At 69.8% G+C, this 24,806-nt stretch carries 21 protein-coding genes; 6 read left to right on the top strand and 15 right to left on the bottom strand.

Going from position 1 to position 24,806, the window contains the following annotated elements; all coding sequences use genetic code 11:
* Window positions 1–39 precede the first annotated feature (39 nt).
* A complete protein-coding gene (gene egtB / locus OWC43_RS10050) occupies window positions 40–1,302 on the bottom strand; it encodes an ergothioneine biosynthesis protein EgtB (RefSeq protein ID WP_393956558.1) in 1,263 nt (420 codons plus the stop codon).
* 200 nt (window positions 1,303–1,502) lie between these two features.
* On the opposite strand from egtB, the gene murI reads away from it, so the two are divergent.
* Complete coding sequence (gene murI, locus OWC43_RS10045) at window positions 1,503–2,402, top strand: glutamate racemase (RefSeq protein ID WP_393958536.1); 900 nt, start codon at window positions 1,503–1,505, stop codon at window positions 2,400–2,402.
* 22 nt (window positions 2,403–2,424) lie between these two features.
* Here murI and OWC43_RS10040 read toward each other — a convergent pair whose 3' ends face one another.
* From OWC43_RS10040 to OWC43_RS10025, 4 genes are all read right to left on the bottom strand, one after another.
* A complete protein-coding gene (locus tag OWC43_RS10040; RefSeq protein ID WP_393956556.1) occupies window positions 2,425–3,294 on the bottom strand; it encodes a DMT family transporter in 870 nt (289 codons plus the stop codon).
* A 208-nt stretch (window positions 3,295–3,502) separates the two neighbouring features.
* A complete protein-coding gene (locus OWC43_RS10035) occupies window positions 3,503–3,847 on the bottom strand; it encodes a diacylglycerol kinase (RefSeq protein WP_137829357.1) in 345 nt (114 codons plus the stop codon).
* Window positions 3,844–4,902, bottom strand: a complete 1,059-nt coding sequence (locus tag OWC43_RS10030) for an AbrB family transcriptional regulator (protein WP_393956554.1) — start codon at window positions 4,900–4,902, stop codon at window positions 3,844–3,846. The genes OWC43_RS10035 and OWC43_RS10030 overlap by 4 nt, the downstream gene beginning before the upstream one ends.
* Before the next feature lie 75 nt (window positions 4,903–4,977).
* The gene (locus tag OWC43_RS10025) at window positions 4,978–6,651 is read right to left on the bottom strand and encodes a methyl-accepting chemotaxis protein (protein WP_393956552.1); all 1,674 of its coding nucleotides are present in this window, start codon (window positions 6,649–6,651) and stop codon (window positions 4,978–4,980) included.
* Between the two features lie 477 nt (window positions 6,652–7,128).
* Between OWC43_RS10025 and OWC43_RS10020 the strand changes: the two genes are divergently transcribed.
* Window positions 7,129–8,295, top strand: coding sequence for a methyl-accepting chemotaxis protein (locus tag OWC43_RS10020; protein ID WP_393956550.1), 1,167 nt, complete (start codon window positions 7,129–7,131; stop codon window positions 8,293–8,295).
* A gap of 73 nt (window positions 8,296–8,368) precedes the next feature.
* Here OWC43_RS10020 and OWC43_RS10015 read toward each other — a convergent pair whose 3' ends face one another.
* Entirely contained in the window at window positions 8,369–9,349 is a 981-nt protein-coding gene (locus OWC43_RS10015) for a LysR substrate-binding domain-containing protein (protein ID WP_393956548.1), read from the bottom strand.
* 147 nt (window positions 9,350–9,496) lie between these two features.
* On the opposite strand from OWC43_RS10015, the gene OWC43_RS10010 reads away from it, so the two are divergent.
* A complete protein-coding gene (locus OWC43_RS10010) occupies window positions 9,497–11,086 on the top strand; it encodes a catalase (protein WP_137829354.1) in 1,590 nt (529 codons plus the stop codon).
* 187 nt (window positions 11,087–11,273) lie between these two features.
* Here the strand turns inward: OWC43_RS10010 and OWC43_RS10005 are convergent, their stop codons facing one another.
* From OWC43_RS10005 to ybeY, 4 genes are all read right to left on the bottom strand, one after another.
* Window positions 11,274–12,002 carry a BA14K family protein gene (locus OWC43_RS10005; protein WP_393956546.1) on the bottom strand — a complete coding sequence of 243 codons (729 nt, stop codon included), beginning with the start codon at window positions 12,000–12,002 and terminating at the stop codon, window positions 11,274–11,276.
* Between the two features lie 187 nt (window positions 12,003–12,189).
* Entirely contained in the window at window positions 12,190–13,878 is a 1,689-nt protein-coding gene (gene lnt, locus OWC43_RS10000; RefSeq protein ID WP_393956544.1) for an apolipoprotein N-acyltransferase, read from the bottom strand.
* A gap of 57 nt (window positions 13,879–13,935) precedes the next feature.
* Complete coding sequence (locus OWC43_RS09995) at window positions 13,936–15,090, bottom strand: hemolysin family protein (protein WP_393956542.1); 1,155 nt, start codon at window positions 15,088–15,090, stop codon at window positions 13,936–13,938.
* A 45-nt stretch (window positions 15,091–15,135) separates the two neighbouring features.
* Window positions 15,136–15,627, bottom strand: coding sequence for an rRNA maturation RNase YbeY (gene ybeY / locus OWC43_RS09990; RefSeq protein WP_238308512.1), 492 nt, complete (start codon window positions 15,625–15,627; stop codon window positions 15,136–15,138).
* A 355-nt stretch (window positions 15,628–15,982) separates the two neighbouring features.
* Between ybeY and OWC43_RS09985 the strand changes: the two genes are divergently transcribed.
* Window positions 15,983–18,115 carry a sodium-translocating pyrophosphatase gene (locus OWC43_RS09985; protein WP_393956540.1) on the top strand — a complete coding sequence of 711 codons (2,133 nt, stop codon included), beginning with the start codon at window positions 15,983–15,985 and terminating at the stop codon, window positions 18,113–18,115.
* A gap of 171 nt (window positions 18,116–18,286) precedes the next feature.
* On the opposite strand, the gene arsB is transcribed toward OWC43_RS09985, so the two are convergent.
* From arsB to OWC43_RS09970, 3 genes are read right to left on the bottom strand one after another with little or no spacing between them, the layout of a single operon-like run.
* Window positions 18,287–19,354, bottom strand: coding sequence for an ACR3 family arsenite efflux transporter (arsB, locus tag OWC43_RS09980; protein WP_393956538.1), 1,068 nt, complete (start codon window positions 19,352–19,354; stop codon window positions 18,287–18,289).
* A 6-nt stretch (window positions 19,355–19,360) separates the two neighbouring features.
* Window positions 19,361–19,798 (bottom strand): arsenate reductase (glutaredoxin), encoded by a 438-nt coding sequence (arsC, locus tag OWC43_RS09975; RefSeq protein ID WP_393956537.1) that lies wholly within the window; start codon window positions 19,796–19,798, stop codon window positions 19,361–19,363.
* Complete coding sequence (locus OWC43_RS09970) at window positions 19,791–20,150, bottom strand: ArsR/SmtB family transcription factor (RefSeq protein ID WP_393956535.1); 360 nt, start codon at window positions 20,148–20,150, stop codon at window positions 19,791–19,793. Before OWC43_RS09970 ends, arsC begins: the two co-directional genes overlap by 8 nt.
* A 50-nt stretch (window positions 20,151–20,200) precedes the next feature.
* Here OWC43_RS09970 and arsH point away from each other — a divergent pair, with 50 nt between their 5' ends.
* Window positions 20,201–20,947 (top strand): arsenical resistance protein ArsH, encoded by a 747-nt coding sequence (gene arsH, locus OWC43_RS09965; RefSeq protein WP_393956534.1) that lies wholly within the window; start codon window positions 20,201–20,203, stop codon window positions 20,945–20,947.
* Between the two features lie 126 nt (window positions 20,948–21,073).
* Here arsH and OWC43_RS09960 read toward each other — a convergent pair whose 3' ends face one another.
* Window positions 21,074–21,316 carry a hypothetical protein gene (locus tag OWC43_RS09960; RefSeq protein WP_137831670.1) on the bottom strand — a complete coding sequence of 81 codons (243 nt, stop codon included), beginning with the start codon at window positions 21,314–21,316 and terminating at the stop codon, window positions 21,074–21,076.
* Between the two features lie 396 nt (window positions 21,317–21,712).
* On the opposite strand from OWC43_RS09960, the gene OWC43_RS09955 reads away from it, so the two are divergent.
* A complete protein-coding gene (locus OWC43_RS09955; RefSeq protein WP_393956532.1) occupies window positions 21,713–22,900 on the top strand; it encodes an L-dopachrome tautomerase-related protein in 1,188 nt (395 codons plus the stop codon).
* 57 nt (window positions 22,901–22,957) lie between these two features.
* On the opposite strand, the gene OWC43_RS09950 is transcribed toward OWC43_RS09955, so the two are convergent.
* Window positions 22,958–24,691, bottom strand: a complete 1,734-nt coding sequence (locus OWC43_RS09950) for an adenylate/guanylate cyclase domain-containing protein (protein ID WP_393956530.1) — start codon at window positions 24,689–24,691, stop codon at window positions 22,958–22,960.
* Window positions 24,692–24,806: the final 115 nt, after the last annotated feature.

Here is a 24,806-nt window from a genome sequence, read left to right as displayed (position 1 = left end):
TCTGAGCGGCGGACAGGTAAGAGACAGGTCTGGAAGGCGTCAGGCGATCGCGTCCGCGAGCCTCAGGCCCGTGAACTGCCAACGCTGATGGGGGTAGAAGAAGTTGCGATAGCCGACCCGGGCATGGCCCTCGGACGTGGCGACCGAAGAGCCGCGCAGCACGTATTGGCCCGACATGAACTTGCCATTGTATTCGCCGAGCGCGCCGGAGACCGGGCGGTAGCCCGGATAGGGACCGTAGGCGCTGCGGGTCCATTGCCAGACGAGGCCGAAGGCATCGTCGATCAGGCCGTCGCGGGCCGCGACCTCCCACTCGGCCTCCGTCGGAAGATCGCGCCCGGCCCAGCGGGCATAGGCGTCGGCCTCGAAATAGCTGACATGGCTGACGGGGCCGTCCGGATCGACGGGCTTGCGGCCGGCCAGCGTCATGATCGACCAGCCCTCGGCCTCGCGGCGCCAGTAGCCCGGCGCCTCCCATCCGTCGCGCTGGACGCAGAGCCAACCGTCGTTGAGCCACAGCTCGGGTCGGGTGTAGCCGCCGTCCTCGATGAAGCCGAGCCAATCGCGATTGGTGACGAGGCCGCGGTCGATGGCGCCGCCGAGGATCAGGGTCTCGTGACGGGGGCTCTCGTTGTCGAAGGCGAAGCCGGTCCCGTCATGGCCGATCCGCGTAATGCCTTTTTCGAAGGCAGCCTTGCCCGGTGTTGCCTTCGGCGTAGGCATCGCCCAGGCGGCGTCCACCACCGGATCGAGGGGATTCTGCGAGAAGGCGTGCAGGATGTCGGTGTGCATCAGCTCCTGATGCTGCTGCTCGTGGTAGAGCCCGATCTCCAGAACCGGCAGGATCTTCGCGAGGGCGTCGTCCGAGGCCTCGCGCAGGAGCACCGTCACGGCGCGATCGACATGGGCACGGTAGCCCGCGGTCTCCTCCGCGGTCGGCCGGGTGATCATGCCCCGCAGGAAGCGGGGCTGCCGGGGGCCGGCCTGCACGTAGTAGGAATTGAACAGGTAGTGCAGCCGCTCGTCGTAGGGCCGGTAGCCGGGCAGGTGCTCGGCGAGGAGAAACTGCTCGAAGAACCACGTCGTGTGGGCGCGGTGCCACTTGGTCGGGCTCGCATCCTCCATCGACTGGATCTGCTGATCCTCCGGCGAGAGGGGGGCGGCGCGCCGCTCGGTCTCGTCGCGCACCGTGCGAAAGGCGGCGATCCAGGCATCCCGGTCCGCGGGCTTCGCATCGAGCGGCGGCGGCGGGAAGGCCGCGCGGTGGGCATCCGAGTGAGAAAGTGCTGCGCTGGCGGCCATGCGTAAAATCTCTTTCCCCGTCCAGCTTCGGAAATAGATGTCGTTTGCTACAGGGCAACGCTCGAAGGCGGCGGCCCGTTCGTCGCACCCCGCCGCCGCAGGCAAGCGCAGCCTTTTTGCAGCCCCAGTGAGATGTCCTTAACCGTCGCGCCCGGAGACTGGGCTTTTCCATGCGTCGCGAGCGGGCCCGGGTGACGGTCATGCGGATCGATCTGATGGCAGGGGCGACCAACTCCGCGACACACTCCGCGGCTCGTCCCGTGATGCCTCCGGTGCGGCAGCCGCAGCCGGTCATCCTGGTATTCGATTCCGGCCTCGGCGGCCTGACCGTGCTGGAGCAGGTGCGCCGTGCCCGGCCCGACGCGGCCTATCTCTACGCCGCCGACGACGCGGCCTTTCCCTACGGCCGCCTCAGCGAAGCGCAGCTCGTGGACCGGGTTCTGGCCGTGATGGAGCGGCTCGTCGCCCTCCACCGGCCCGACCTCGTGGTGATCGCCTGCAACACCGCCTCGACCCTGGTGCTGCCCGCCCTCCGCCAGCGCTTCGCCACGCCCTTCGTCGGGGTGGTGCCGCCGATCAAGCCGGCCGCCGCGCTGACCCGGTCGGGGTTGGTCTCGCTGCTCGCCACCCCCGGCACGGTGGCCCGGGCCTATACGCGCGACCTCGTGCGGGACTACGCTGCGGCCTGCGAGGTCAGCCTCGTCGGCTCGGTCAACCTCGCCCGTTACGCCGAGGCCGAGATGGCGGGCATGCCGGTGCCCGACGCCGACATCCTCGCCGAGATCACCCCCTGCTTCGACGAGCGGGCGGACGGGCGGCGCACCGACGTGGTCTGCCTGTCCTGCACCCACTATCCGCTGCTCCTGGCGCGCTTCGAGCGCCTCGCTCCCTGGCCGGTGACCTGGATCGATCCGGCGCCGGCCATCGCCCGCCGGGTGGTGCAGCTCCTGGGCGAGCCGGAGGCCGGGCCGGTGCATGTTCCGGAGGCGCTCGCGATCTTCACCGGCGGGGCCGGGCTCACGCCGGCCCTGGCCCGCTCGCTGGCGGATCGGGGCCTCTCCGAGACGGCGGTCGAAGCGATGCCGCTCTCGGCGGAGTGACGGCCCGATCCGCGGGGCGGCCTCACGCCGCGAGCAGGATCACGCCGCCGATCAGCAGGGCGCAGCCGCCGAGGCGCCGGGGACCGACCGGCTCGCCCAGGACGACGAGCCCCAGCAGGGCACCGACCATCATCGACATCTCGCGCATCGGGGCGACGAGGCTCAGCGGGGCCCCCCGCCCCAGGGCGTCCAGCACGAGAATGTAGGAGAGGGAGGACAGCAGGCCGACACCGACCGCGAGGGGCCACGCGCCCCGCATGGCGGTATTGGCGCGGCGCGGATTCGCGACGGCGAGGGGCGCCAGGACGATGAGGCGCAGCAGGTTCGAGAACCAATCGAGCACCACCGGCGCGATGCCGAGAACCTTCACCGCATAGGCATCGGTCACCGTGTAGGCCGCGATCAGGCCTCCGGTCGCCATGCCCCAGAGAAGGCCGATAGGCCCCTTTGGCCGACCGAGACCGGACAGCCTACCGTCCGTCGCGATCAGGCCGATGCCGATCACCACGAGGGCGAGGCCCAGCACCCCGCGCCCGGTCGGCACCTCGCCGAGGAGAAGGATCGCTCCGAACGTCGACAGCATCGGCCCGGTGCCCCGCGCCACCGGATAGACGACGGAGAAATCGGCCTGCCGATAGCCTTCCTGAAGGCACAGGCTGTAGGCGAGGTGGATCAGCCCGCTGAGCAGGATCAGGCCCACGGCCGCCCCCTGGACCGGAACGGCGCCCTCGAGCAGGAGCGCCACGGCCCAGGGGGCGTAAACGATGCAGGCGACGAGATTGTAGGCCGCGACGAAGACGGGGCCGATCGGGGCCGCGCGCTTGGCCAGCAGGTTCCAGCTCGCGTGGAGGATGGCGGCGAGCACGACGAGAAGGAGCGGCGCAGCGGACATCGAGATCCCTCCTGGCACCGTCCGGTGCCGGTCGATCTCGACCTCTCCTCCCCTGGGCTTTTGTCCCTTGGGTGCAGCCGCGAGAGGAGCCCGCGGTTTCCGCAACGCTCGGTCCAGCGACGGCTTGGCCGCCCGGAACCCTAGTTGCCATTCGGTCGATGAGCGAAGGCTAGCCGTAAACGCCGCCCGCGATCAAGCCGACGCCGTCTCAGAGCCGATCGATCAGGGCCGCGGCCCAGACGAGCGCGGCGATCCCCTGCGTGAGGAAGGCTCCGGCCGAGGCCAGATCCTTCACGATGCCGATGCGGGCATGCCGGTCCGGGTGGAGGTGGTCGCACAGCTTCTCGATGGCGGTGTTGAGGAACTCGGCGCCGAGCATCAGGAGCAGGCTCGTCAGCAGCGCCACCCGGATCCAGAGCGAGCCGCCGAGCCAGAGCGCGGCGGGCAGGCCGAGCGCCAGCAGGACCAGTTCCAGCCGGATCGCCCGCTCGGTGCGCGCCCCGAAGACGAGGCCGCGCCAGGAATTCAGGAAGGCGAGCCAGAGCGCCCTCACCGGGCACCCTCCCCGGCCGGGGCGGCGCGGGCGATCCACCGGGCGAGGATCGGGCCCGTGAGCAACACCACGAACAGGCGCAGGGTCTGCACCGCGAGGACGAAGGGCACGTCCACCTTCGAGCCGACCGCGATGATTGCCACCGAGTCGAGCCCGCCGGGGCTCGTGGCCAGGAAGGCCGTGAGATAATCGATCGACAGGAGGCCGGTCAGGCCCCAGGCCCAGGCGGCGCAGATCAGCACGATCGCCACCGTGGCCGCGAGGATGCCGGGCAGCGCGTGGATCACGGTCCGCAGGGTCTGCCGCGTGAAGCGCAGGCCGACATACCAGCCGATCCCGGCATAGGCCGCGGCGAGGAGCGGCTCGGGCAGGGCGAGATCGGCGAGCCCCGCCGCGTGCAGCCCGGCCCCGAGCAGCATCGGCCCGATCAGGGCGGCCGAGGGCAGGCGCAGCAGGGTGGCGACGCCGGCGCCGACGAGGGCGACGGCGAGCGTCGCGGCGACCGAGGTGAGCGTGGGCGTCGGCGCGGCGGGGGCCGCCGCGAGCGCTCCGACATCCGCCAACAGGCGCGCGGCCAGCGAGGCCGAGATCACGACGACCGCGACCCGCACATATTGCATGAACGCGACGAGGCGGGCGTCGGAGCCGTAGTCCTCGGCCATCGCGACCATGGCGGCGGCCCCGCCCGGCGAGGAGCCCCAGGCCGCCGTCGTGCCGGGCAGGATCTGGAGGCGGGTGAGCACCACGCCGACCACGCCGCTCACCGCCACCGTGACGAGGACGACGGCGAGGATGACGAGCCCGTCGTCGTGCAGGGTCGCGGCGATCTCGCCCGTCGCCGAATGGGCCACGAGGCACCCGACGATCGCCTGCGCGGCCAGGAAGCCGAGGCGCGGCACCCGGATCGGCGCGCCGCGCACGCCGAACAGGATCGCGACCAGCATCGGCCCGAGCAGGAAGGCGGCGGGAAAGCCGGCATGGCTCAGGGCCCAGCCGAGCAGGCCGGAGGCCGCGACGAGGGCCGCCCAGCCGAGAAGTTGCGGTCTGTCGATCAAGGGGGATGCAGGGTGGGTGGCGGTGGGCCCGGCGCTACACCGGTTCGGGCCGCCTGTCACGGCGGCCCCTGCGGGTCAGGCCGCCTTCATGCCGGACAGGAAACGATGCAGCTCGGTCCGGAGATGCTCGGATTGGCGCGACAGCTCGGTGGCCGAGGCGAGCACCTGGGAAGCGGCGGCCCCCGTCTCCTCCGAGGCCCGGGCGACGCCGGAGATGTTGCCCGTCACCTGCGCGGTTCCAACGGAGGCTTCCGCGACGTTGCGGACGATCTCGTTCGTCGCCGCGCCCTGCTCCTCGACCGCGGCGGCGATGCCGGTGGCGACCGCGCTGATCTCGCGGATGCGGGCGGTGATCGCCGCGATGGCCCCCACCGCCTGGCCGGTGGCCCCCTGGATCTGGCCGATCTGCGCGCCGATCTCGTCGGTGGCGCGGGCGGTCTGGCCGGCGAGTTCCTTCACCTCGGTCGCGACGACGGCGAAGCCGCGTCCCGCCTCTCCGGCCCGGGCGGCCTCGATCGTGGCGTTCAGGGCGAGGAGATTGGTCTGCGCCGCGATGGTGGAGATCATCTGCACCACGTCGCCGATCCGGCTCACGGCGCTTTCCAGAGCGTTCACCATCGTGGCCGCCTGATCGGCCTCGGCCACCGCCTGCTGGGCGAGGTCGGAGGAACTCGCGACCTGCCGACCGATCTCGCTCACCGAGGCGCCCAGTTCCTCGGCGGCCGAGGCCACGGTGTTGACGTTGACGGAGGCCTCCTCCGCCGCCGACGCCACCGTGATCGACTGGCCCGCGGTCTGCTGCGCGGTCGAGCTCATCTGCTGGGCGGTCGCCTGCAGCTCGGTCGCGGCCGAGGACACCGTTCCGACGATGCCGCCCACCGCCCGCTCGAAGCCGTCGGCCATCTCGGCCATGGCAGCCCGGCGCTGGGCCTCGCTCGACGCCCGCGCCAGGGCGGCGTCCTCTTCCAGCTGGCGGTTCCGGATCAGGTTGTCCTTGAAGACCTGAACGGAGGCGGCCATGCTGCCGATCTCGTCCCGCCGGCCGGCACCGGGGACCGGCTGTGTCGCATCGCCGGTGGCCAATCTCCGCATCATCGCCGTCATGGCGTGCAGCGGAGCGACCACGCCGCGCAACACCACGATGAGGGCGAAACCGGCGGCGATCGCACCCAAGACCAGGGTGGTCAGGCGTAGAGCCTTCAAGGTCTCCGAGAAGGCGACGTAATCGTCGAAGATCTTGTCGCTCTCGTCGATCTGGAGGTTGATGAGCGCCAGCATGGCGGTGCTGACCGGGTCGATGCTCTGATAGAGCCGGTTCGTCACGAAATCCGTCAGCGCCGCCTTGTCGCGACGGGCGATGAGGGCGGACAGCTCCTTCACCGCCGCATTCGCCGCGATCATCGCGCGTTCCGTCTCGGCGACGAGCTGCTTCTCCGTGTCCGTCAGCTTCGTGGCCAGATAACCGGACCAGATCTTTCCGATGCGCTCCTGGGCTTCATCGATCAACGGTGCGCCCTTGGACCATGCGATGTTGCCGTTGTTGAGCTTGTGGGAGGTGTCCACGATGTTGACGGCATACAGGTCAGCCACGATCTTGAGATCGCGCAGGGGGACGATGCGATCGCTGTAGAGGCTGCTGATGCTGGCACCCGTCCGGGCGGTCGAGTACAGACCAAGCGTGACGTTGAACGCGAGAGTGACGATCAAAGCAATGATCGCGGCGACAAGCCGGAAACGGATCGAGTTCATCCCTGCAACCTATAGTTATTGATCTCGTAAATTAACACATGTTATTTAATGAGGGACTAATGCGAATGACCCGCGAACGCGAGGTTGAGCTGTTGCCCGCTTTTGCCTTCGACGTTCGGGCTGAGCGTTGAAGGGATGCCACCTCACAACTTGGTCGATTGGTGTCGGATCTCGCGTGCGGTCAGGACAGTCGGCCGGAAAAGCCGGTTGACAGAGCGGGGGCTCTCCCTGCCGCTGGCCGTTTCGTACATCTGTCCGCCGCGATTTCGTCTGCGTCGCATGCGCATGCTGTGATTGAAGATCTCGTCAGCCTCGCAACTTTTGGAACTGTATAAATGTAACAGCTTCTTAAATAACATATGTTGGTTTGGCGCGCCAAGCTCGAAAGTCATTGGTGGGCCTATGTTTGCATTTCGTCGTCATGAGAAACCGGAATCGACCGCTCTCGATCGGGCGATCGGCGTCGATTTCCGGGCCGTGCTGGAAGCACTGCCCGTCAATGTCCTTGTCCTCGATCCAGCCTCCGCAAAGATCACTTTCGCGAATGGGCCGAGCGTCACCACCCTGAACGCCCTGCGCGAGCACCTGCCCCCCGGCGTCGATCCGGACGCCATGGTCGGCTCGTCCATGGATGTCTTTCACAAGAATCCGGCGCACCAGCGCGCCATCGTCTCCGACCCGTCGCGCCTGCCCTGGCGCACCAAGATCAAGCTCGGGCCGCGGACGCTCGATCTCCATGTCTCGGCCGTCCGCGACCTCGACGGCCACTACGTCGCGGCCGTTCTGTCCTGGGCGGACGTGACGACGCTGGCGGATTCGATCTCCCGGTTCGACCAGAGCATCCAGTCGGCCTTCGCGGAGGCGGCACAGGCGACCGAGGCCATGCGCGGCGCCGCGCGGGCCGTCGACGATGCCACCCGGGAGACCTCCAGCGCTGCTTCGAGCGCCTCGGCCGGGGCGACCTCGACGAGCGGCAACGTCCAGGCGGTCGCGGCGGCCGTCGAGGAGATGACGGTCGCCAATCGCGAAGTGTCGCGCCAGATGAACGAGACCAGCCGCGCCGCCCAGCAGGCCGTCGCGGAAGTCGGCCACGCCCGCGAGAGCGTCGATGCGCTGTCGCAGATCTCGCGCAAGATCGGTGAGGTCGTGAACATGATCACGGCGATCGCCGAGCAGACGAACCTGTTGGCGCTCAATGCGACGATCGAGGCGGCCCGGGCCGGGGCCGCGGGTCGCGGGTTCGCGGTGGTGGCGGCGGAGGTCAAGGAACTCGCCAACCAGACCGCGCGGGCGACGGCGGAGATCTCCGGACACATCACCCAGGTCCAGAGCGCGACCGCCGCCACCAGCGGCGCGGTCGGTCGCATCGCGGAGATCATCGTGACGGTCAATCAGAGCGCGACGACCGTCGCCGTGGCGGCCGAGCAGCAGGGCGCGACGGTCGCCGAGATCGGCCGCAGCGTCCGCTCGGCCTCCGAGCAGACCGTGGCCGTCGGACAGAACATCGATGCCGTCGCGGTCAGCGCGGCAAATTCGTCGGGATCGGCCCGCACCGCGTTGGACGCCACGGCGCGCTTGGAGACCGAACTCGAGGCGATCACCGGCGCGGTTCAACTCTTCATGGGCGAGGTGAAGAAGATCTGACGGCCTCGGAGTCGGGTCGGCGCTCGGGATCGCGCCGGTCCCCGTACCTGGAACGGAAGCCAGCGCCTCGCCGTCACCCCGCGACGCTGGTGCTGCGAACGCCGGTCGCCGAAACGCCGCCCGCCAGAACCTCACCCTCGCGAAACGCCCGCGTGCTCGCCGGGGCATGTGTGCGGAAGAATGCCGCCAGATGGGCGAGCCCGGCCGCCCGGGGATCGCTGGAGCGCCAAGCCAGAGCCACCGTGCGGCCGGGCCCCTCCCCCTCGAAATGGCGGGTCACGGTCAGCCCGCTCGGATCGGGGCCCGAGGGAACGGCCAGGGCCGGGATCAGGGTGTAGCCGGCGCCCGCCGCCACCATCGAGCGCAGCGTCTCCAGGCTGGTGGCGTGGCGGCCTGCGGCGCGGGGCGCCCCGCAGGCCGCGATGGTCTGGTCGCGCAGGCAATTGCCCTCGTCGAGCAGCAGCAGGTCGGGGCCGCCCACCGTCTCCGCTCGCGGCGGCGCACCCTGCGCGAGGGGATGGTCGGCCGGACAGGCAAGGCGGAACGGCTCGACGAAGAGCGGCGACAGGGTCAGCCCGGAGGTCGCCACCGGCAGGGAGACGAGGGCCGCGTCGATGCGCCCGTCGCGTAGGCCGTCGAGAATCTCGGCGGTGCGTGCCTCGGACAAGGCCAGCGTCAGGAGCGGGAATTCCTGGCGCAGGAGCCGCAGGATCAGCGGGAAGAAATAGGGGCCGAGCGTCTGGATCGCGGCCAGCACCAGCCGGCCGGTCAGCGGCGAGCCGCGCCCCTCGACCGCGAGCGCCAGGAGGCGCTGCGCCTCGGCCAGCACCACGCGGGCCTGCCGCACGATGGCTTGGCCGGCCATGGTCAGGAGCACGCCGCGGTTCGAACGTTCGAACAGAGCCAGCCCGAGCGCGTTCTCCAATTTGCGCACCTGCACCGAGAGCGTCGGCTGGCTGACGTTGCAGCGCTCGGCGGCGCGGCCGAAATGCCCCTCATCGGCGATGGCCACGACGTATTCGAGGTCGCGAAGCGAGAGACCGGACAGGTTCATAGGCTCTGTCTATCACGGTCTTTGTGACGATGCATTTGCCAATGGGTCATTGGCGGGTCATACCTTCGAGCCAGAATGGTTCCATGCAACGGGCCGCCCTACCGGGCCGGTCGCCTGCGCCGTTGGATTTCCAGGAGAGAGTACCGCATGAGCGAGAACCGCCCGATTCTGACGACCCGCCAGGGCCATCCGGTCCGTGACAACCAGAGCACGCGCACGGTCGGCGAGCGGGGACCCGCGACGCTCGAGAACTACCAGTTCATCGAGAAGATCACCCATTTCGACCGCGAGCGGATTCCCGAGCGCGTGGTGCATGCCCGCGGCGCCGGCGCCCACGGCTATTTCGAGGCCTACGGCAAGATCGGCAACGAGCCGGCCTCGACCTATACCCGCGCCCGCGTGCTGAACGAGACCGGCGTGAAGACCCCGGTCTTCGTACGCTTCTCCACCGTGGCCGGCGCCAAGGAATCGCCCGAGACCGAGCGCGATCCGCGCGGCTTCGCGATCAAGTTCAAGACCGTCGACGGCAACTGGGACCTCGTGGGCAACAACCTCAAGGTCTTCTTCATCCGCGACGCGATCAAGTTCCCCGACATGATCCACGCGTTCAAGCCGGATCCGGTGACGAACCGCCAGGAGGCGTGGCGCTTCTTCGACTTCGTGGCCCAGCACCCCGAGTCGATCCACATGGTGACGCACCTGAAGTCGCCCTGGGGCATCCCGGCCAATTACCGCGAGATGGAAGGCTCGGGCGTCAACACCTACAAGCTCGTCAACGACCAGGGCGAGGCGGTGCTGTGCAAGTTCCACTTCGAGCCCAAGCTCGGTGTGCGCAACCTGACCTCGCAGCAGGCGTCGGAGATCCAGGCCAAGGATGTCGGCCACGCCACCCGTGACCTCTACGACAACATCCAGGCGGGCAACTTCCCCGAGTGGGAGTTCTGCGTGCAGATCATGCCCGACGGCCCGAACGACCATCTGTCGTTCGATCCGCTCGACGACACCAAGCTGTGGCCGGTCGAGGACTTCCCCCTGCTGCCCGTCGGTCGCTTGGTGCTCGACCGGGTGCCGGACAACTTCTTCGCGGAAGTCGAGCAATCGGCCTTCGGGACGGGCGTGCTCGTGGACGGCATCGACTTCTCGGACGACAAGATGCTCCAGGGGCGCACGCTGTCCTACTCGGACACGCAGCGCTACCGCGTCGGCGCCAACTACCTCCAGCTGCCGATCAACGCGCCGCAGCCCGGCGTGAAGGTCTACTCGAACCAGCGCGACGGCCAGATGGCCTATGCGGTGGACGGCACGGGCCCGAACAAGCACATCAACTACGAGCCTTCGACCCTCGGTGAAGGCCTGCGCGAGGCGCCCAAGCCCGCGAAGGATTATCACCAGCCGGTCGAGGGGCGGCTCGGCCGTTATCAGGCCTCGCGCACCGAGGACGACTACACCCAGGCCGGCGTGCGCTACCGTTCCTTCCAGGATTGGGAGCGTGACGACCTGATCGCCAATCTCGTCGCCGACATGAAGCAGTGCCCGGAGCCGATTCAGCTGCGGATGGTCTGGCACTTCTGGCACGCCGACGAGGATTACGGCCGCCGCGTCGCGGAAGGCGCCGGGATCGATCTGGAGAAGGCCAAGGCCCTGCCGCCGCTGCCGGGCCGCGCCGCTCCGGGCAAGCGCCTCCAGGCCGAAACCTACACCGACGGCTCGCAGGCCCATAAGGTCGCCGCCGAGTAAGGCCAACCGACACCCTCGGGCGGTTCGTCCCGCCCGAGGCACCGAGCACCGGCCTGAAAGGGGAGTCACCGTTCGGGCCGATGCGGCACAACACTCTCGTCCAAACGAAAACCCCGCCGGACCGTGAGGTCGGCGGGGTTTTCGTTTGGACAGGAGGCCGGGATCGACCGGCCTCCCGATTTGCCTGTTACGGGCAGGAGCGGCGGACGCCGCCCTTGCCGATATAGGTGCCGGTCGCCGGGTCGTAGGTCTTGAAGCGGCGGGCGCAGTACTCGTCATCGCGCGCGGGCGCGGCTTCCACCACGGTCTCGGTGCCGTAATAGCCGGCCGGAGCGTAGTAGCCGTTGTCGTAGTAGCCACCGTAACCGTAGCCCGGATAGCCGTAGCCGCCGCCGTAATAGGAGCCGCCGGCGAGGCCGAGCCCGAGGCCGAGACCCAGGCCGCCGTAACCGTAGCCATAGCCACGACCGCGGTTCCAGCCGTAGCGGTTGCCGTAGCCTGGGCGGCCGTAGCCGTAGCCGTAACCTGGGCGGCCGCCACCGATGACGCCGTTGCCATTGCCGTAGCCGGGGCGTCCGTCGTAGCCGCCGCCGTAGCTGGGACGACCGACACCGACGCCGTTGGCCGGAATGCCCAGCGCACCAGCTTGGCCGAGGCCGATGCCGACACGGCCCGGACCGCCGACACCCACGCCGGCGCTGCGTGCGAAGCCTGCGTTACCCTGGAAACCGCCGCCGCCGATTCCGCCGCCGCCGATCGCGCCACCGCCAACCCGGCCCCCGCCTCCGCTGAAGCCGCCACCGCCGCCGCCGCCGCCCGAAATTCCAAGGGCGCCGGCACGGCCGAGGCCGATCCCCTGTGCATCCGCGCTCGCCGGTACGAAGGCCAGCGCGCCGACTATGGCTGCTGAGGCCATGAGAATACGCTTCATTGATGTGATTCCCGTTCTCGGAGGCCACGTGGTGCGGTCACGTGACCGTCCGCGCCTCTCTTCAACGACGAGAACGTCTGAGACTGCAATGGGCTCCGACGGCTAAGTGTCTCAGTCGATTGATGAGTGTTGGGATTAAAACCGGGGCTGCCTCAATTTCCGGATCGTCTTGTCAAACTCGGCGAAAACGCCCGATGAGAGCGGCCGCGAAGGCGGCGAGCCACATCAGGGCGAAAGGCAGGTCGCCGAAACGGGCGTAGAAGGTGCGGCCCGGGAGCCGCTGCGGCAGGGCGGAATCGAGCACGCCCTCGGTGCCGAGCGGCAGGCTCGCCAGGATGCGGCCGTGGCCGTCCACCACCGCCGAGATGCCGGAATTGGCGTCCCGCACCAGCGGCAGACCCTCCTCCACCGCGCGCAGGCGCGCCTGGGCGAAGTGCTGGCGCGGCCCCGGCGTGTCGCCGAACCACGCGTCGTTGGTGAGGTTCAGGATCAGGCCCGGCACCGCGGGCGCGGCATCGTCCGGGACGGGCGGCAGGATCGCGCCGGGAAAGATCGCCTCGTAGCAGATCGTCGCCGCCACCGGCGGCAGACCCGGCACGGTGAGGATGCGCTGGCCCTCGCGGCTGCCTGCGGTGAAGCCGCCCGGCACCGCCACGAACTGGCGCAGCCCCACCGCCCGCAAGGCGGCGTCGAGCGGCCCCGGCAGGTACTCCCCGAAGGGCACCAGATGGACCTTGTCGTAGACCTCGCCGATCCGGCCGCCGGGGCCGATCGTCAGGATGGAATTGTGGAACACCGCGTTCTCGCGGGTCAGCGGCTCGCGCCCCCGCGCCGCGCCGGTGACGAGCTGCTTGCCCTCGGGAAGCGCCGCGCCGATCCGCCCGAGCGCCTGCGGGTCGCGCTGGATCAGGAAGGGAAAGGCCGATTCCGGCCAGATCAGGTGGGTCACGTCGCTGATGCCGGTGCGCTCCGGCGAGAGCGCCCGGTCGCTCATCTCCAGATACTTGCCGACGATCTCGTCGCGCATGTCGGCGCGGAAGCGCGCGTCCTGGGGCACGTTCGGCTGGATCAGCCGCAGGCGCACCCCCGCCACGGTCGGGTCCGGGCTTGAGGGAATCCGCGCGGCGCCGTAGCCGGCGAGCAGCGCCAGAGTTGCCAGCGCCGCGAGGGCGGGGGCGAAGCGTCCGCGCACGGTGGTGCCGGTGGCGAGGGTCGCGGGGGCGGCGGCGATCGCCACCGCCAGGAGCGTCAGGCCGTAGAGGCCGACGAGGGAAGCCGCCTGCATCGTCCACAGGTTGCTCCCGAGCGCCATGCCCAGCGTGTTCCACGGAAACCCGGTGAACAGGTGTCCGCGCAGCCACTCGGCGGAGGCGAGAGCGACGGCGAGGGCGGCGATCCGGCCGGAGCCGCGCGACCAGATCAGCCGCGCGGCGGCGAAGCCGGCGGCGAAGAACAGGGCCAGCACGGCGGGCAGGCCGAGCACGCCGAGCGGCATCGCCCAGGCGAACTGGTCCGCCTCCACCAGGAAGGCGGCGCCGAGCCACCACAGGCCGGCAGTGAAGTACCCGAAGCCCCAGGCCCAGCCGATGCCCGCGCAGCTCAGCAAGGTACGCCGGAGCGAACCGCCGACACCCGCGCCGTCGATCAGCCAGACGGCGAGGGCGAGCGAAACGACGAGGGCCGGGAACAACCCGTAGGGCGGCATCGCCACAGCGCCGAGGGCGCCCGCCGCCACCGCCCAGGCGAACCGGCCCCAGCCGTGGCTGAGGATGACCCGATGGGCCAGGGCGTCGAGGAGGCCGGTGCGCGCCGCGGCCGGGCGCGTGCCGTCGTCGGCCGTGCCGACGGAGGCCGTTCTCATAGGCGTCCTCTGGTCGTCCTCGTGGGCCGGGTCATGCCCGGCGGGATCGTCGCGGGGTCAATGACCCGATTCGGCGGCCTGAGGTCCCTCCGGCGGGGACGGCACGCGGGGCGGCGGCAGGGCGAGGGGTACGACGGTGCCGATCTTGGCCGGCGCCCGCTGGAGCTTGATCCGCTTCACCCGACGGGGATCGGCGTCGAGTACCTCGAACTCGATATCGCCGGGGCCGGCGATCACCTCGCCGCGGGACGGCACGCGGCCGGCGAGCGTCACGATCAGGCCGCCGATCGTGTCGATCTCCTCGGCCATCTCGCCCACCGCCGCCACGAGATCGACGCCCGTGGTCTCGGCCACCTCGGCGAGGCCGGCGCGGGCATCGGCCACGAAGGCCTCCGCCTCACCCTCGAGCCGGTGGACGAGGTGACCCTCGGCCACGTCGTGCTCGTCCTCGATGTCGCCGACCACCATCTCGATCAGATCCTCGATCGAGATCAGGCCGTCGGTGCCGCCATACTCGTCGATGACGAGGGCCATGTGGGTGCGGGTCGCCTGCATGCGCACGAGCAGGTCGATCGCCGGCATGGAGGGCGGCACGAACAGCACCGGGCGCTGGATCCGGGTGGAGGCGAGCGTCGCCGAGAGATCGACCTTGCCGAGGTCGAGCCCGCGCAGGGCCCGGGATGCGCTCTGGCGCCGGGGCCGCGGGGCGGGCTTGGCCTCCGCCGCCGCGTCGGGCGCGGCGGCCGTCGCCTGCGCCGCGGCCTGCGGCGATGCGCGGCGCGGGCCGGCCTCGGCCTTGGTGGCGAGGTACTCCACGAAGTCGCGGATGTGGACCATGCCGCGGGGATCGTCGAGCGTCTCGCCGTAGACCGGCAGGCGCGAATGCCCTGCGGTGCGGAACAGCTTGAGCAGATCGCTGAGGCTCGTCTCGACGGCGACGGCAACGATGTCGGCGCGGGGCACCATCACATCGTCGACCCGCACCTTGTGCAGGCCCAGCACGTTCTTGAGCATGGCCCGTTCGAGGGGCGAGAACGCATCCTCGCCGGTATCGGGCTCGGCCAGCGCCTCCTCGATGCCGGCACGCAGGGAATCGCGCGGGCGCAGGTGGAAGACGCTGAGCAGACGATCATACCACGCCTCGCGGGGTGGCGATTCGGCGTCGGCGGTCGGCGCGGCAAGGGCCGCGCCGCGACTTCGGTCGTTGGTCATCGGTCTCTGTGTTGAAGGGGTCGGGACGGCCGGACCGGCCGCGATTCACCCGTCGTAGGGGTCGGGGATGTCGAGAGTACGAAGCGCGGCGATTTCGAGCGCCTCCATGGCCTCGGCCTCTGCCTCGCCGGTCTCGTGGTCCTGTCCGAGGAGATGAAGGGTGCCATGGACCAGGAGATGGGCGAGATGATGCGCCAGCGGCTTCGACTGCTCGCCAGTCTCGCGCACGAGCGTCTCATACGCAAGGACGACATCGCCGAGCGGGCGCGGCGCGCCGGGATGGGAGGGTTGCACGGGCGCAGGGAAGGAGAGGACATTGGTCGCCTTGTCCTTGCCACGCCATGTGCGGTTCAGCACCCGCACGGCCGCGTCGTCGGTCAGCAGGACGCTGACTTCCATGGGGCCGGAGGGCGAATCGGGGGCGATGGCGAGCCCCGCTTCGACGGCGCGGATCACGAAGGCTTCGAGGTCGGGCAAAGCTTCTTCCCAGCGGGGATCCTCTACGGCGACGTCGATCTCGGCTTCGGGTCGGCTCACGGAACGCTCGGCTCGCAGGACAGGAAGCCCGTCTATCATTGCCGCGCGCCGGGCGCGACAGCCCGTGTTGCTCGCGTCCGGCTTCGATGGGCAAGGCTCGAATTCTTCGTCTTCCATGAAATTCCCCGGCTTTGTGCGCCGCAATAACTGCGCTGCACAAAGTGGATATCAATCATTATCGTTCAACTTCGCGGTTGAAGCGGTTCCAAGCTGCGCGGGACGTTTGCGCTCCACGCTGAAGTTTGGCAATCAAGTTCCGCTCTTTCAGGGAGGGCGCCTCAAAGAACCGAGCAACACGTCCCGTGGCCATCCCGGCCAAGCTCGGCAACCATCATCACAATCCAAGGACGCACGAATGACCGCACTCTTGCTGATCATCGTGGGCGGGCTTTGTGCCATCGCCTACGGTGTCGTGACCATCCGCGACGTGATGCGACGGGACGCGGGAACGCAGCGCATGCAGGAGATCGCCGGCGCCATTGCCGAGGGTGCCCAGGCCTATCTCAAGCGCCAATACGCCACGATCGGCCTCGTCGGCATCCTCCTGTTCGCCCTTCTCGCCTACTTCCTCGGGATCAAGGTCGCCATCGGCTTCCTGATCGGCGCGGTGCTCTCGGGCGCGGCGGGCTTCATCGGCATGAACGTCTCGGTGCGCGCCAATGTCCGCACTGCGCAGGCCGCGACGCAATCCCTCGGCGGCGGTCTCGACGTGGCGTTCAAGTCGGGCGCGGTCACCGGCATGCTGGTGGCGGGCCTCGCGCTGCTCGGCGTGGCGCTCTACTACCTCTACCTCACCCGCGGCGCCGGACTGGCGCCGGGCAGCCGCGAGGTGATCGACGCGCTGGTGGCCCTGGGCTTCGGCGCCTCGCTGATCTCGATCTTCGCCCGGCTCGGCGGCGGCATCTTCACCAAGGGTGCCGATGTCGGCGGCGACCTCGTCGGCAAGGTCGAGGCGGGGATTCCCGAGGACGATCCGCGCAACCCCGCCACGATCGCGGACAACGTGGGCGACAATGTCGGCGATTGCGCCGGCATGGCCGCCGACCTGTTCGAGACCTACGCGGTCACCGTCGTCGCCACCATGGTGCTCGCCGCGATCTTCTTCGCCGGCAATGCCGCGGTGCTCGAGAGCATGATGCTCTACCCGCTCGCCATCGGCGCGGCCTGCATCGTCACCTCCATCGCCGGCACCTACGCCGTCACCCTCGGCGCCAACCAGTCGATCATGGGGGCGCTCTACAAGGGTCTGATCGCGGCGGGCGTGCTCTCGGTCGCGGCGATCGCGGCCGTGAACTTCGCCCTGTTCGGCGGCTTCTCGACCACCTTCACGACGAATACCGGACTGACCTTCTCCTCGGGCGGCCTGTTCGGCTGCGCGGTGCTCGGCCTCGTCATCACGGCGCTGATCGTCGTCATCACCGAGTACTATACCGGCACCAACTTCCGGCCGGTGAAGTCGATCGCCGAATCCTCGGTCACCGGCCACGGCACCAACGTGATCCAGGGGCTGGCGATCTCCCTCGAATCGACGGCGCTGCCCGCGATCATCATCGTGGCCGGCATCATCGCCACCTACGCGCTGGCCGGCCTGTTCGGCATCGCCATCGCGGTCACCGCGATGCTGGCTTTGGCCGGCTTCATCGTGGCGCTCGACGCCTTCGGCCCCGTCACCGACAATGCGGGCGGCATCGCCGAGATGTCCGGCCTGCCCTCCGACGTGCGCAAGGCGACCGACGCGCTCGACGCGGTGGGCAACACCACCAAGGCCGTCACCAAGGGCTACGCCATCGGCTCGGCGGGGCTCGGCGCACTGGTGCTGTTCGCGGCCTACACCTCGGACCTGAACTACTTCATCGCCAATGCCAGCCCGACGCAGTACCGCTTCTTCCAGGGCGTCAGCGTCGATTTCTCGCTCTCCAACCCCTACGTCGTCGTCGGCCTGTTGCTGGGCGGCCTGATCCCGTTCCTGTTCGCCGGCATGGCGATGACGGCGGTGGGCCGCGCCGCGGGCGCGGTGGTCGAGGAAGTCCGCCGCCAGTTCCGCGAGAAGCCCGGCATCATGCAGGGGACCGACCGGCCCGATTACGGCCGGGCCGTCGACATGCTGACCCGGGCGGCGATCAAGGAGATGATCATCCCCTCGCTGCTGCCGGTGCTGATGCCGGTCGTGCTGTTCTTCGTGATCCAGGCGATCGCGGGCAAGGGCCAAGCCTTCGCCACGGTGGGCGCCTCCCTGCTCGGCGTGATCCTGACCGGCCTCTACGTCGCGATCTCGATGACCTCCGGCGGCGGCGCCTGGGACAACGCCAAGAAGTACATCGAGGACGGTCATCACGGCGGCAAGGGGTCCGACGCCCACAAGGCGGCGGTGACCGGCGACACCGTCGGCGATCCCTACAAGGACACGGCGGGGCCCGCCGTGAACCCGGCGATCAAGATCACCAACATCATCGCTCTGCTGCTTCTGGCGATCCTAGCGCACGCCTGATCCCGGCGACCGAGGACGAGGGGGCTACCATCGGAGCGGCAGCCCCCTCGCCTGCATCCGGACACGAATCCCTCATGGGAACCGCCCCGCCTCCGGTGGACGGCCCGCCGTTTCGACGAATGGCAGGACCCTGGACGGAGATGACGGTCCCTCCGGGCCGTGGCTCTCCGGTCAGGTCTCGCGGGAGGCCGTCTTCAGGGACGCTCTCCTGGTCGCGGCGCCCCGCTCGTACCAGCCCTGGCTCCGGTTCACGATCCAGACGACCGAGAGCATGACCGGAACCTCGATGAGGACGCCGACCACGGTCGCGAGCGCCGCGCCCGAATTGAAGCCGAACAGGCTGATGGCCGCCGCCACCGCGAGCTCGAAGAAGTTCGAGGCGCCGATCAGCGCCGAGGGGCCGGCGACGCAATGCTGCTCGCCGGCTGCGCGGTTCAGGAGGTAGGCCAACCCCGAGTTCAGGTAGACCTGGATCAGGATGGGCACCGCCAGCAGTCCGATCACCGCCGGCTGCGCCAGGATCTGCTCGCCCTGGAAGCCGAACAGCAGGACCAGGGTGGCGAGCAGCGCCACGAGCGACACGGGGCCGAGCCGGGCGAGAAGCCGGTCGAGGCCGGCCGGCCCGCTCGAGGCGAGGAGGCTCCGGCGCACGAGCTGCGCGATGATCACCGGAATGACGATGTAGAGTACCACCGACAGCACCAGCGTGCCCCAGGGCACGGTGATCGCCGAGAGCCCGAGCAGCAGGCCGACGATGGGCGCGAAGGCCACCACCATGATGGTGTCGTTGAGCGCCACCTGGCTCAGGGTGAAGTGAGGTTCCCCTCGGGTCAGGTTCGACCAGACGAACACCATGGCCGTGCAGGGCGCCGCCGCCAGGATGATGAGCCCGGCGATGTAGCTGTCGATCTGGTCGGCGGGCAGAGAGGGCCGGAACAGGACGCCGATGAACAGCCAGCCGAGGGCGGCCATCGAGAACGGCTTCACGGCCCAGTTGATGAAGAGCGTCACGCCGATGCCGCGCCAGTGCCGGCCGACATGGCGCAGGGAGGCGAAGTCGATCTTCAGCAGCATGGGAATGACCATGAGCCAGATCAGGATCGCCACCGGGAGGTTCACCCGGGCGATCTCGGCGGCGCCGACGGCGCGGAAGACGCCCGGCATGACGTGGCCGAGCGCGATGCCGGCCACGATGCAGAGGGCGACCCAGAGGGTCAGGTAGCGCTCGAAGGTGCTCATGGTGCCTCAGGCAGTGGCGACGCGGCGGCCGTGCTCGTCGACGATGCGCTCGCCGTCCTCCTTCACGAACGCACCCTGCTGGGCCGGGAGCAGGTCCAGCACCGCCTCGGACGGTCGGCACAGGCGCACGCCCTTCGGGCTCACCACCAGCGGGCGGTTGAGCAGGACCGGATGCGCCGCGATGGCGTCGAGAAGCTGGTCGTCGGTCAGCGCCGGGTCGGCGAGGCCGAGTTCGGCGTAGGGCGTGCCCTTCTCGCGCAGCGCGTCGCGCACCGTGAGGCCGGCGCGGGCGAGCAGTTGCCAGAGGAGCGCGCGGTGCGGCGGTGTCTTTAGGTACTCGACCACGTGCGGCTCGATGCCGGCGTTGCGGATCATCGCCAGGGTGTTGCGGGACGTGCCGCAGGCAGGGTTGTGATAGACGACGACGTCGAAGGCCTCAGGCATGGGCGGTGTCTCCGGTCGTGCAATCGCAGGCGGACAGGGCGGCGACGGCCGGGGCGCAGACTTCCGGCCGGCCCCCGCAGCAATCGCGCATCAGGAAGGCGATCAGGTCGGACAGGCCGGCATAGGCGGCGCTGTAGATGACCGACTTGCCCTCGCGCCGGGAGGTGATCAGCCCGGCATGCGAGAGTTCCTTCAGATGGAAGGACAGATTGGTGCTCGCGATCCCGACCTCGGCCGCCAGCGCGCCGGCGGCGAGACCGTCCGGCCCGGCGGTGACGAGGGCGCGCACGACCCGGAGCCGGTGCTCCTGACCGAGGGCGGCGAAGGCCGCGAGGGCTTGCCGTTCATCCATGGATGATCCATCAATCCAACGTTTGTTGAAACGTATGGGATGACCGCAGCGTGGACAAGCCCCAGCAGCCGTTCGCCGACGGGATGCCGAATCTTTCCGAGGCACATGTCGAGGTGCCGACTTCGGAGCGGGTGGAGGCGTCGGCGCCGTTGGCGCACGCACCCCGCTTCTTGATCCTCTACGGCTCGCTTCGGGAGCGGTCCTTCAGCCGCTTTCTGGCCTACGAGGCCGCGCGACTGCTGGAAGCCATGGGCGGCGAGGTGCGCATCTTCCACGCGGACGGGCTGCCGCTGCCCGACGACGCCACCGCCGAGCATCCGAAGGTCCAGGAACTGCGCCAGCTCTCGATCTGGTCCGAGGGGCAGGTCTGGGTCAGTCCGGAGCGGCACGGCACTCTGACCGGCGTCATGAAGAGCCAGATCGATTGGTTGCCTCTCAGCGAGGGCTCCGTGCGCCCGACGCAGGGTCGTACGCTGGCGGTGATGCAGGTCTCGGGCGGCTCACAGAGCTTCAATGCCGTGAACAGCCTGCGCATCCTCGGGCGCTGGATGCGGATGATCACCATCCCGAACCAGTCATCGGTTCCGATGGCCTTCAAGGAGTTCGACGATGAGGGCCGGATGAAGCCGGGCCCGCTCTACGACCGGGTCGTGGACGTCTGCGAGGAACTGACGAAGTTCACGCTCCTGACCCGCGGACGGGCCGATTACCTCGTGGATCGCTATTCCGAACGGAAGGAGCGCGAGCCGGAGCGGTTGAAGGCGGTCGCCGCGGATATCGGCTTCGCCCAGCGCTGATGGCCTGACCGTCCTGGCGCGGGGCCGCCGCATAACCGAATGATGGGACAGGCCTGAACAGACAAGAACCCGCCGCGGTCCTCCGCGGCGGGTTCCTTACGTCAGGACGCCGGAGGTCCCGAAAGATCAGTCGCAGGATTCCTTGGTGACGGTCTTGCGGTCGCCGACGTCGTTCTCCTTCGTCACCGTCTTGCTGGAGCAGCCGGTGCTGGTGCTGTCGCGGCGCTCGACCGTGGTCGAGGAGGTGGTGGCGGGGCGATCGACCACGACCCGATCCGGCGCGTCGCGCTCGATCACGGTGGTCTGAGCGCTGGCGCCGGTGAGGCCGGCGAGGGTCAGGGCGGCGGCGGCGAGAAGAGTGTTCCGCATAGCGTCCTCCGAGAGGGGTGAAAACTGCGCTCTCAACGACGCGGGAACCTCAACCGTTCCAGCCTGTCCGCATCGTCCGTACGCTCGCTCGCCCCGGTCTGTTGCAGCAGAAGGCCTCGGGCTTGGCGCGGCGGAGCGATGCCGACGATCTCCGCCCGTTCCGCCCGGCCCGCAGCCTCGCGGCGCAGCCCCGTCGGGCGCCCGATACGGATGCGTCCCGTGCTCTGTCAGGCCCCCGTTCGGCTCCGCCCGGAGCGCAACCGGATGCGCGAGCGGGGGCTGGGCTCGATGGATCGGATTCCGGTCCGGCGGATGCCAACGCTATCGTGAAGGAGCTTGGCCGGAGAAGCGCCGGTTGCCGGGACGAACGACGTTCCCGCTTCGAGGCTTCCCGCCATGATCAGAACCTCCCTCGCCCTCGCCGCCCTGCTGCTCGCCGGCACGGCGGCCTCCGGTCCGCCCGCCTACGCCCAGGGCGCGGCGGGCGGGGCGCAGCTCACCAAGGTGGCGGGTTTCGAGCATCAGGTGACCGGCGTCACCGTCGCCCGCGACGGGCGCATCTTCGTGAACTTCCCCCGCTGGAGTGAGGACGCCCCGGTCTCGGTCGCCGAGCTGAAGGACGGCAAGCCGGTCCCCTATCCCGACGAGGGCTGGAATTCCTGGCGCAACGCCCGCGCCGACGAACTCTCGCCCAAGGACCATTTCGTCTGCGTGCAGAGCGTGGTGGCGGACGCGCAGGATCGGCTCTGGGTGGTCGATGCGGCCTCCCCCGCCATGGCCCATGTCATCAAGGATGGTCCGAAGCTCGTCGGGATCGATCTGAAGACCAACAAGGTCATCAAGACGATCCCCTTCGACACGAGCGTCGCGCTTCAGGGCTCCTACCTCAACGACGTGCGCATCGCGCCCGACGGCAAGACCGCCTATCTCACCGATTCCGGCGCGGAGGGCGCCCTGATCGTGGTCGATCTCGACAGCGGCGCGGCCAAGCGCCTGCTCGCGGGCGATCCCTCGACCATGCCGGACAAGTCGGTGACCGTGACCTATGACGGCAAGCCCCTGCGCCGGCCCGACGGGCGCGGCGTGAACTTCTCCGCCGACGGCATCGCCCTGTCGGGCGACGGAAAGACGCTGTACTGGCAGGCGATCAAGGGCAAGACGCTCTACAGCCTGCCGACCGACGCCCTCACCGGCTGGGCCGCGTCCTCCCTCGTGCCCGAGGCGCTCTCCGACAAGAGCCTGTCGGGCAAGGTGACGAAGGTCGGCGAGAACGGCGTCGCCGACGGCCTCCTCATCGGCCGCCGCGACGGCCGGATGTACGTGACCTCGCCGCAGGACGATTCCGTGAAGGTGCGCGACCTGTCGAAGGCGGAAGCCCCGCTGACGACGCTGGTGAAGGATCCGCAGCTGCGCTGGCCCGACACGTTCAGCGAAGGGCCCGACGGCACGATCTACGTCACGACCTCGCACATCCAGGATTCGGCCGATTACAAGCCCGGCGCCCCGGTGAGCCTGCCGACCGAGCTGTGGGCGATCAAGCCGGGGGCGGGCGACGCGACCGGTTCGACCGGGCCGGCACGCTGATCGCAGGGGGCTCGTCCCCTCCCCCTTGCGGGGAAGAGAAGGCGGACGGTGGCCGCCTCATACGGCCACCGTCTCGCCCGCCCCGACCAGCCGCGCCCGCAGCGGCTGCGCCCGGCCCGTCAAGGTCACTTCGGTCAGGTCGCCGGGCTCGATCCCGGCGGCGCGGTAGACCGCCTCGGAGACGATGGCCACCTGCCCCATCGGCTTGGTCAGCGCCTCCAGCCGTGCCGCGACATTGATCGTGTCGCCCAGCGCGGTGAAGCGGGCATCGGCCTCGTCGCCGAGTTCGCCGACGATGGCGGTGCCCGCATGCAGTCCGATGCCGTAGCGCAGACGCTCGCCGAGATCGGCGGCGAGCGTCCGGTTCAGCCCTTCGAGTTCCGCGGCGACGGCATCGACCGCGTCGAGGGCGGCGCGGGCGGCCCGGCGCGGGTCGCCGTCGAGGCCGAACAGGGCCATCAGCCCATCGCCGAGATGCCGGTTCACGCTGCCGCCCTGCGCCCGCACCGCGTGGCCGACGGCGCCGAGGAAGCGGTTGATGACGAAGACCGTATCGTAGGCGAGCCGCTCCTCGGCCAGCCGGGTCGATCCGCGCAGGTCGGCGAACAGCACCACGACGAAGCGTTCCTCGCCCGCCCCGGCCCGCTCGGGCGCGCCCGCCTGCGCGCCCTGGGACTGGGGCGTGAACAGGGGCACCACCGTCAGGTCGCGATCCGGCCGGAGCTGACAGGCGAGCCGGATGCCGGGGCTCGCACCGATCCGGTCCAGCACCGCCCGCTCGGTCCGTTCGGGCGGGGGCAGGAACCGACCGCGCTCGCCGTCGACGACGCGGATGCGGCAGGTCGAGCAGCGCCCCCGCCCGCCGCAGATGCTGGCATGCGGGATGCGCCCGCGCCGGCTCGCCTCCAGCACGCTCGCCCCCCGCGGCACCCGCACCATCCGCCCGTCCGGATAGGTGACCCGCACAAGGCCGCCGCGCGCCTCCATCAGCGTGCGCAGGCCGCGGGCGAGGAGGACGAGGACGAGGGCGCCCGCATAGGCGCCGAACACAAAACGGCGGATCGCGGACAGCCGCTCGGCCTGCGCGGCATCGCCGATGTGCCGGGCATCGAACACCCGCTCGCGCCAAGCCGGATCGGCGGCGGCGAGCGCCACAGCCCGTCCACCCTGCACCGCCCCGAGAAGCGCCAGCACCGGCACCAGCACCGCGCCCGCCAGAAGCCAGGGGGCGAAGCGCGGATAGGCCGGCTTCAGTCGGAGCCAGAAATGGAGGCCGAGGCATCCGTGCAGCCAAGCGGCGAGCAGACCCAGCGTCAGCGAGACGCCGCTGCCCCCCGGGCTCGCGACCCAGAACGCCCAGAGCACCTGCGGATAGTCCCGCTCCAGTCCCTCGGCGCTCCAGGCGACGCGGGTGCCGACGACGTGGTTGAGCAGCAGCAGCGGCACCGCGAGTCCGAGGATCAGCTGAGCCGTCTCCCCCGGCCGCAGCCGGAACAGCCGCCGCTCGTAGAGGGCCCGCAGACCGAGGGCGAGATGGGCGAGGAGTGCGCCGTAGAGCAGGAACAGGGCGGGCGGGTTGCGCCAGAGGGCGACCTTCACCGCCAGTCCCGCCTGAAGGGCGCCGAGCGAGACGTTGCCGAGCGCGTGGCAGAGGAGATGGCTGAGCACGTAGGCGAACAGCACGAGGCCGCTGGCCAGGCGGATCTGGCGCAGGGTCGGGCGCCAGCTCGGACGAAGGACGCGGCGCGCCGAGGCCGGCCGTCCGCCCGCCGCGTCTGCCACCTGCCCCACGGCGAAGAACTCCCCTGCCCCTACCCCCCGGTCTGCCACGACCGGCCGGCCCGCGCGAGGGGGCGATCGCGCGGGCCGGCATCCCGCGCGATCCGAGCGGATGCGCGTGAGCCGT

Source organism: Methylorubrum sp. POS3, from assembly GCF_043352485.1.
GTDB lineage: Bacteria > Pseudomonadota > Alphaproteobacteria > Rhizobiales > Beijerinckiaceae > Methylobacterium > Methylobacterium suomiense.
This window is presented reverse-complemented; position numbering and strand designations above follow the sequence as displayed.

What these genes read in the sequence shown, in the direction of transcription:
- OWC43_RS10005 (WP_393956546.1), bottom strand. Translation starts at nt 12,002, where the DNA reads ATGGCCTCAGCAGCCATAGTCGGCGCGCTGGCCTTCGTACCGGCGAGC.
- lnt (WP_393956544.1), bottom strand. Translation starts at nt 13,878, where the DNA reads ATGAGAACGGCCTCCGTCGGCACGGCCGACGACGGCACGCGCCCGGCC.
- OWC43_RS09970 (WP_393956535.1), bottom strand. Translation starts at nt 20,150, where the DNA reads ATGGATGAACGGCAAGCCCTCGCGGCCTTCGCCGCCCTCGGTCAGGAG.
- OWC43_RS09985 (WP_393956540.1), top strand. Translation starts at nt 15,983, where the DNA reads ATGACCGCACTCTTGCTGATCATCGTGGGCGGGCTTTGTGCCATCGCC.
- OWC43_RS10025 (WP_393956552.1), bottom strand. Translation starts at nt 6,651, where the DNA reads ATGAACTCGATCCGTTTCCGGCTTGTCGCCGCGATCATTGCTTTGATC.
- OWC43_RS09995 (WP_393956542.1), bottom strand. Translation starts at nt 15,090, where the DNA reads ATGACCAACGACCGAAGTCGCGGCGCGGCCCTTGCCGCGCCGACCGCC.
- murI (WP_393958536.1), top strand. Translation starts at nt 1,503, where the DNA reads ATGCGGATCGATCTGATGGCAGGGGCGACCAACTCCGCGACACACTCC.
- arsC (WP_393956537.1), bottom strand. Translation starts at nt 19,798, where the DNA reads ATGCCTGAGGCCTTCGACGTCGTCGTCTATCACAACCCTGCCTGCGGC.
- arsB (WP_393956538.1), bottom strand. Translation starts at nt 19,354, where the DNA reads ATGAGCACCTTCGAGCGCTACCTGACCCTCTGGGTCGCCCTCTGCATC.
- OWC43_RS10010 (WP_137829354.1), top strand. Translation starts at nt 9,497, where the DNA reads ATGAGCGAGAACCGCCCGATTCTGACGACCCGCCAGGGCCATCCGGTC.
- OWC43_RS09960 (WP_137831670.1), bottom strand. Translation starts at nt 21,316, where the DNA reads ATGCGGAACACTCTTCTCGCCGCCGCCGCCCTGACCCTCGCCGGCCTC.
- egtB (WP_393956558.1), bottom strand. Translation starts at nt 1,302, where the DNA reads ATGGCCGCCAGCGCAGCACTTTCTCACTCGGATGCCCACCGCGCGGCC.
- OWC43_RS10040 (WP_393956556.1), bottom strand. Translation starts at nt 3,294, where the DNA reads ATGTCCGCTGCGCCGCTCCTTCTCGTCGTGCTCGCCGCCATCCTCCAC.
- OWC43_RS10015 (WP_393956548.1), bottom strand. Translation starts at nt 9,349, where the DNA reads ATGAACCTGTCCGGTCTCTCGCTTCGCGACCTCGAATACGTCGTGGCC.
- OWC43_RS09955 (WP_393956532.1), top strand. Translation starts at nt 21,713, where the DNA reads ATGATCAGAACCTCCCTCGCCCTCGCCGCCCTGCTGCTCGCCGGCACG.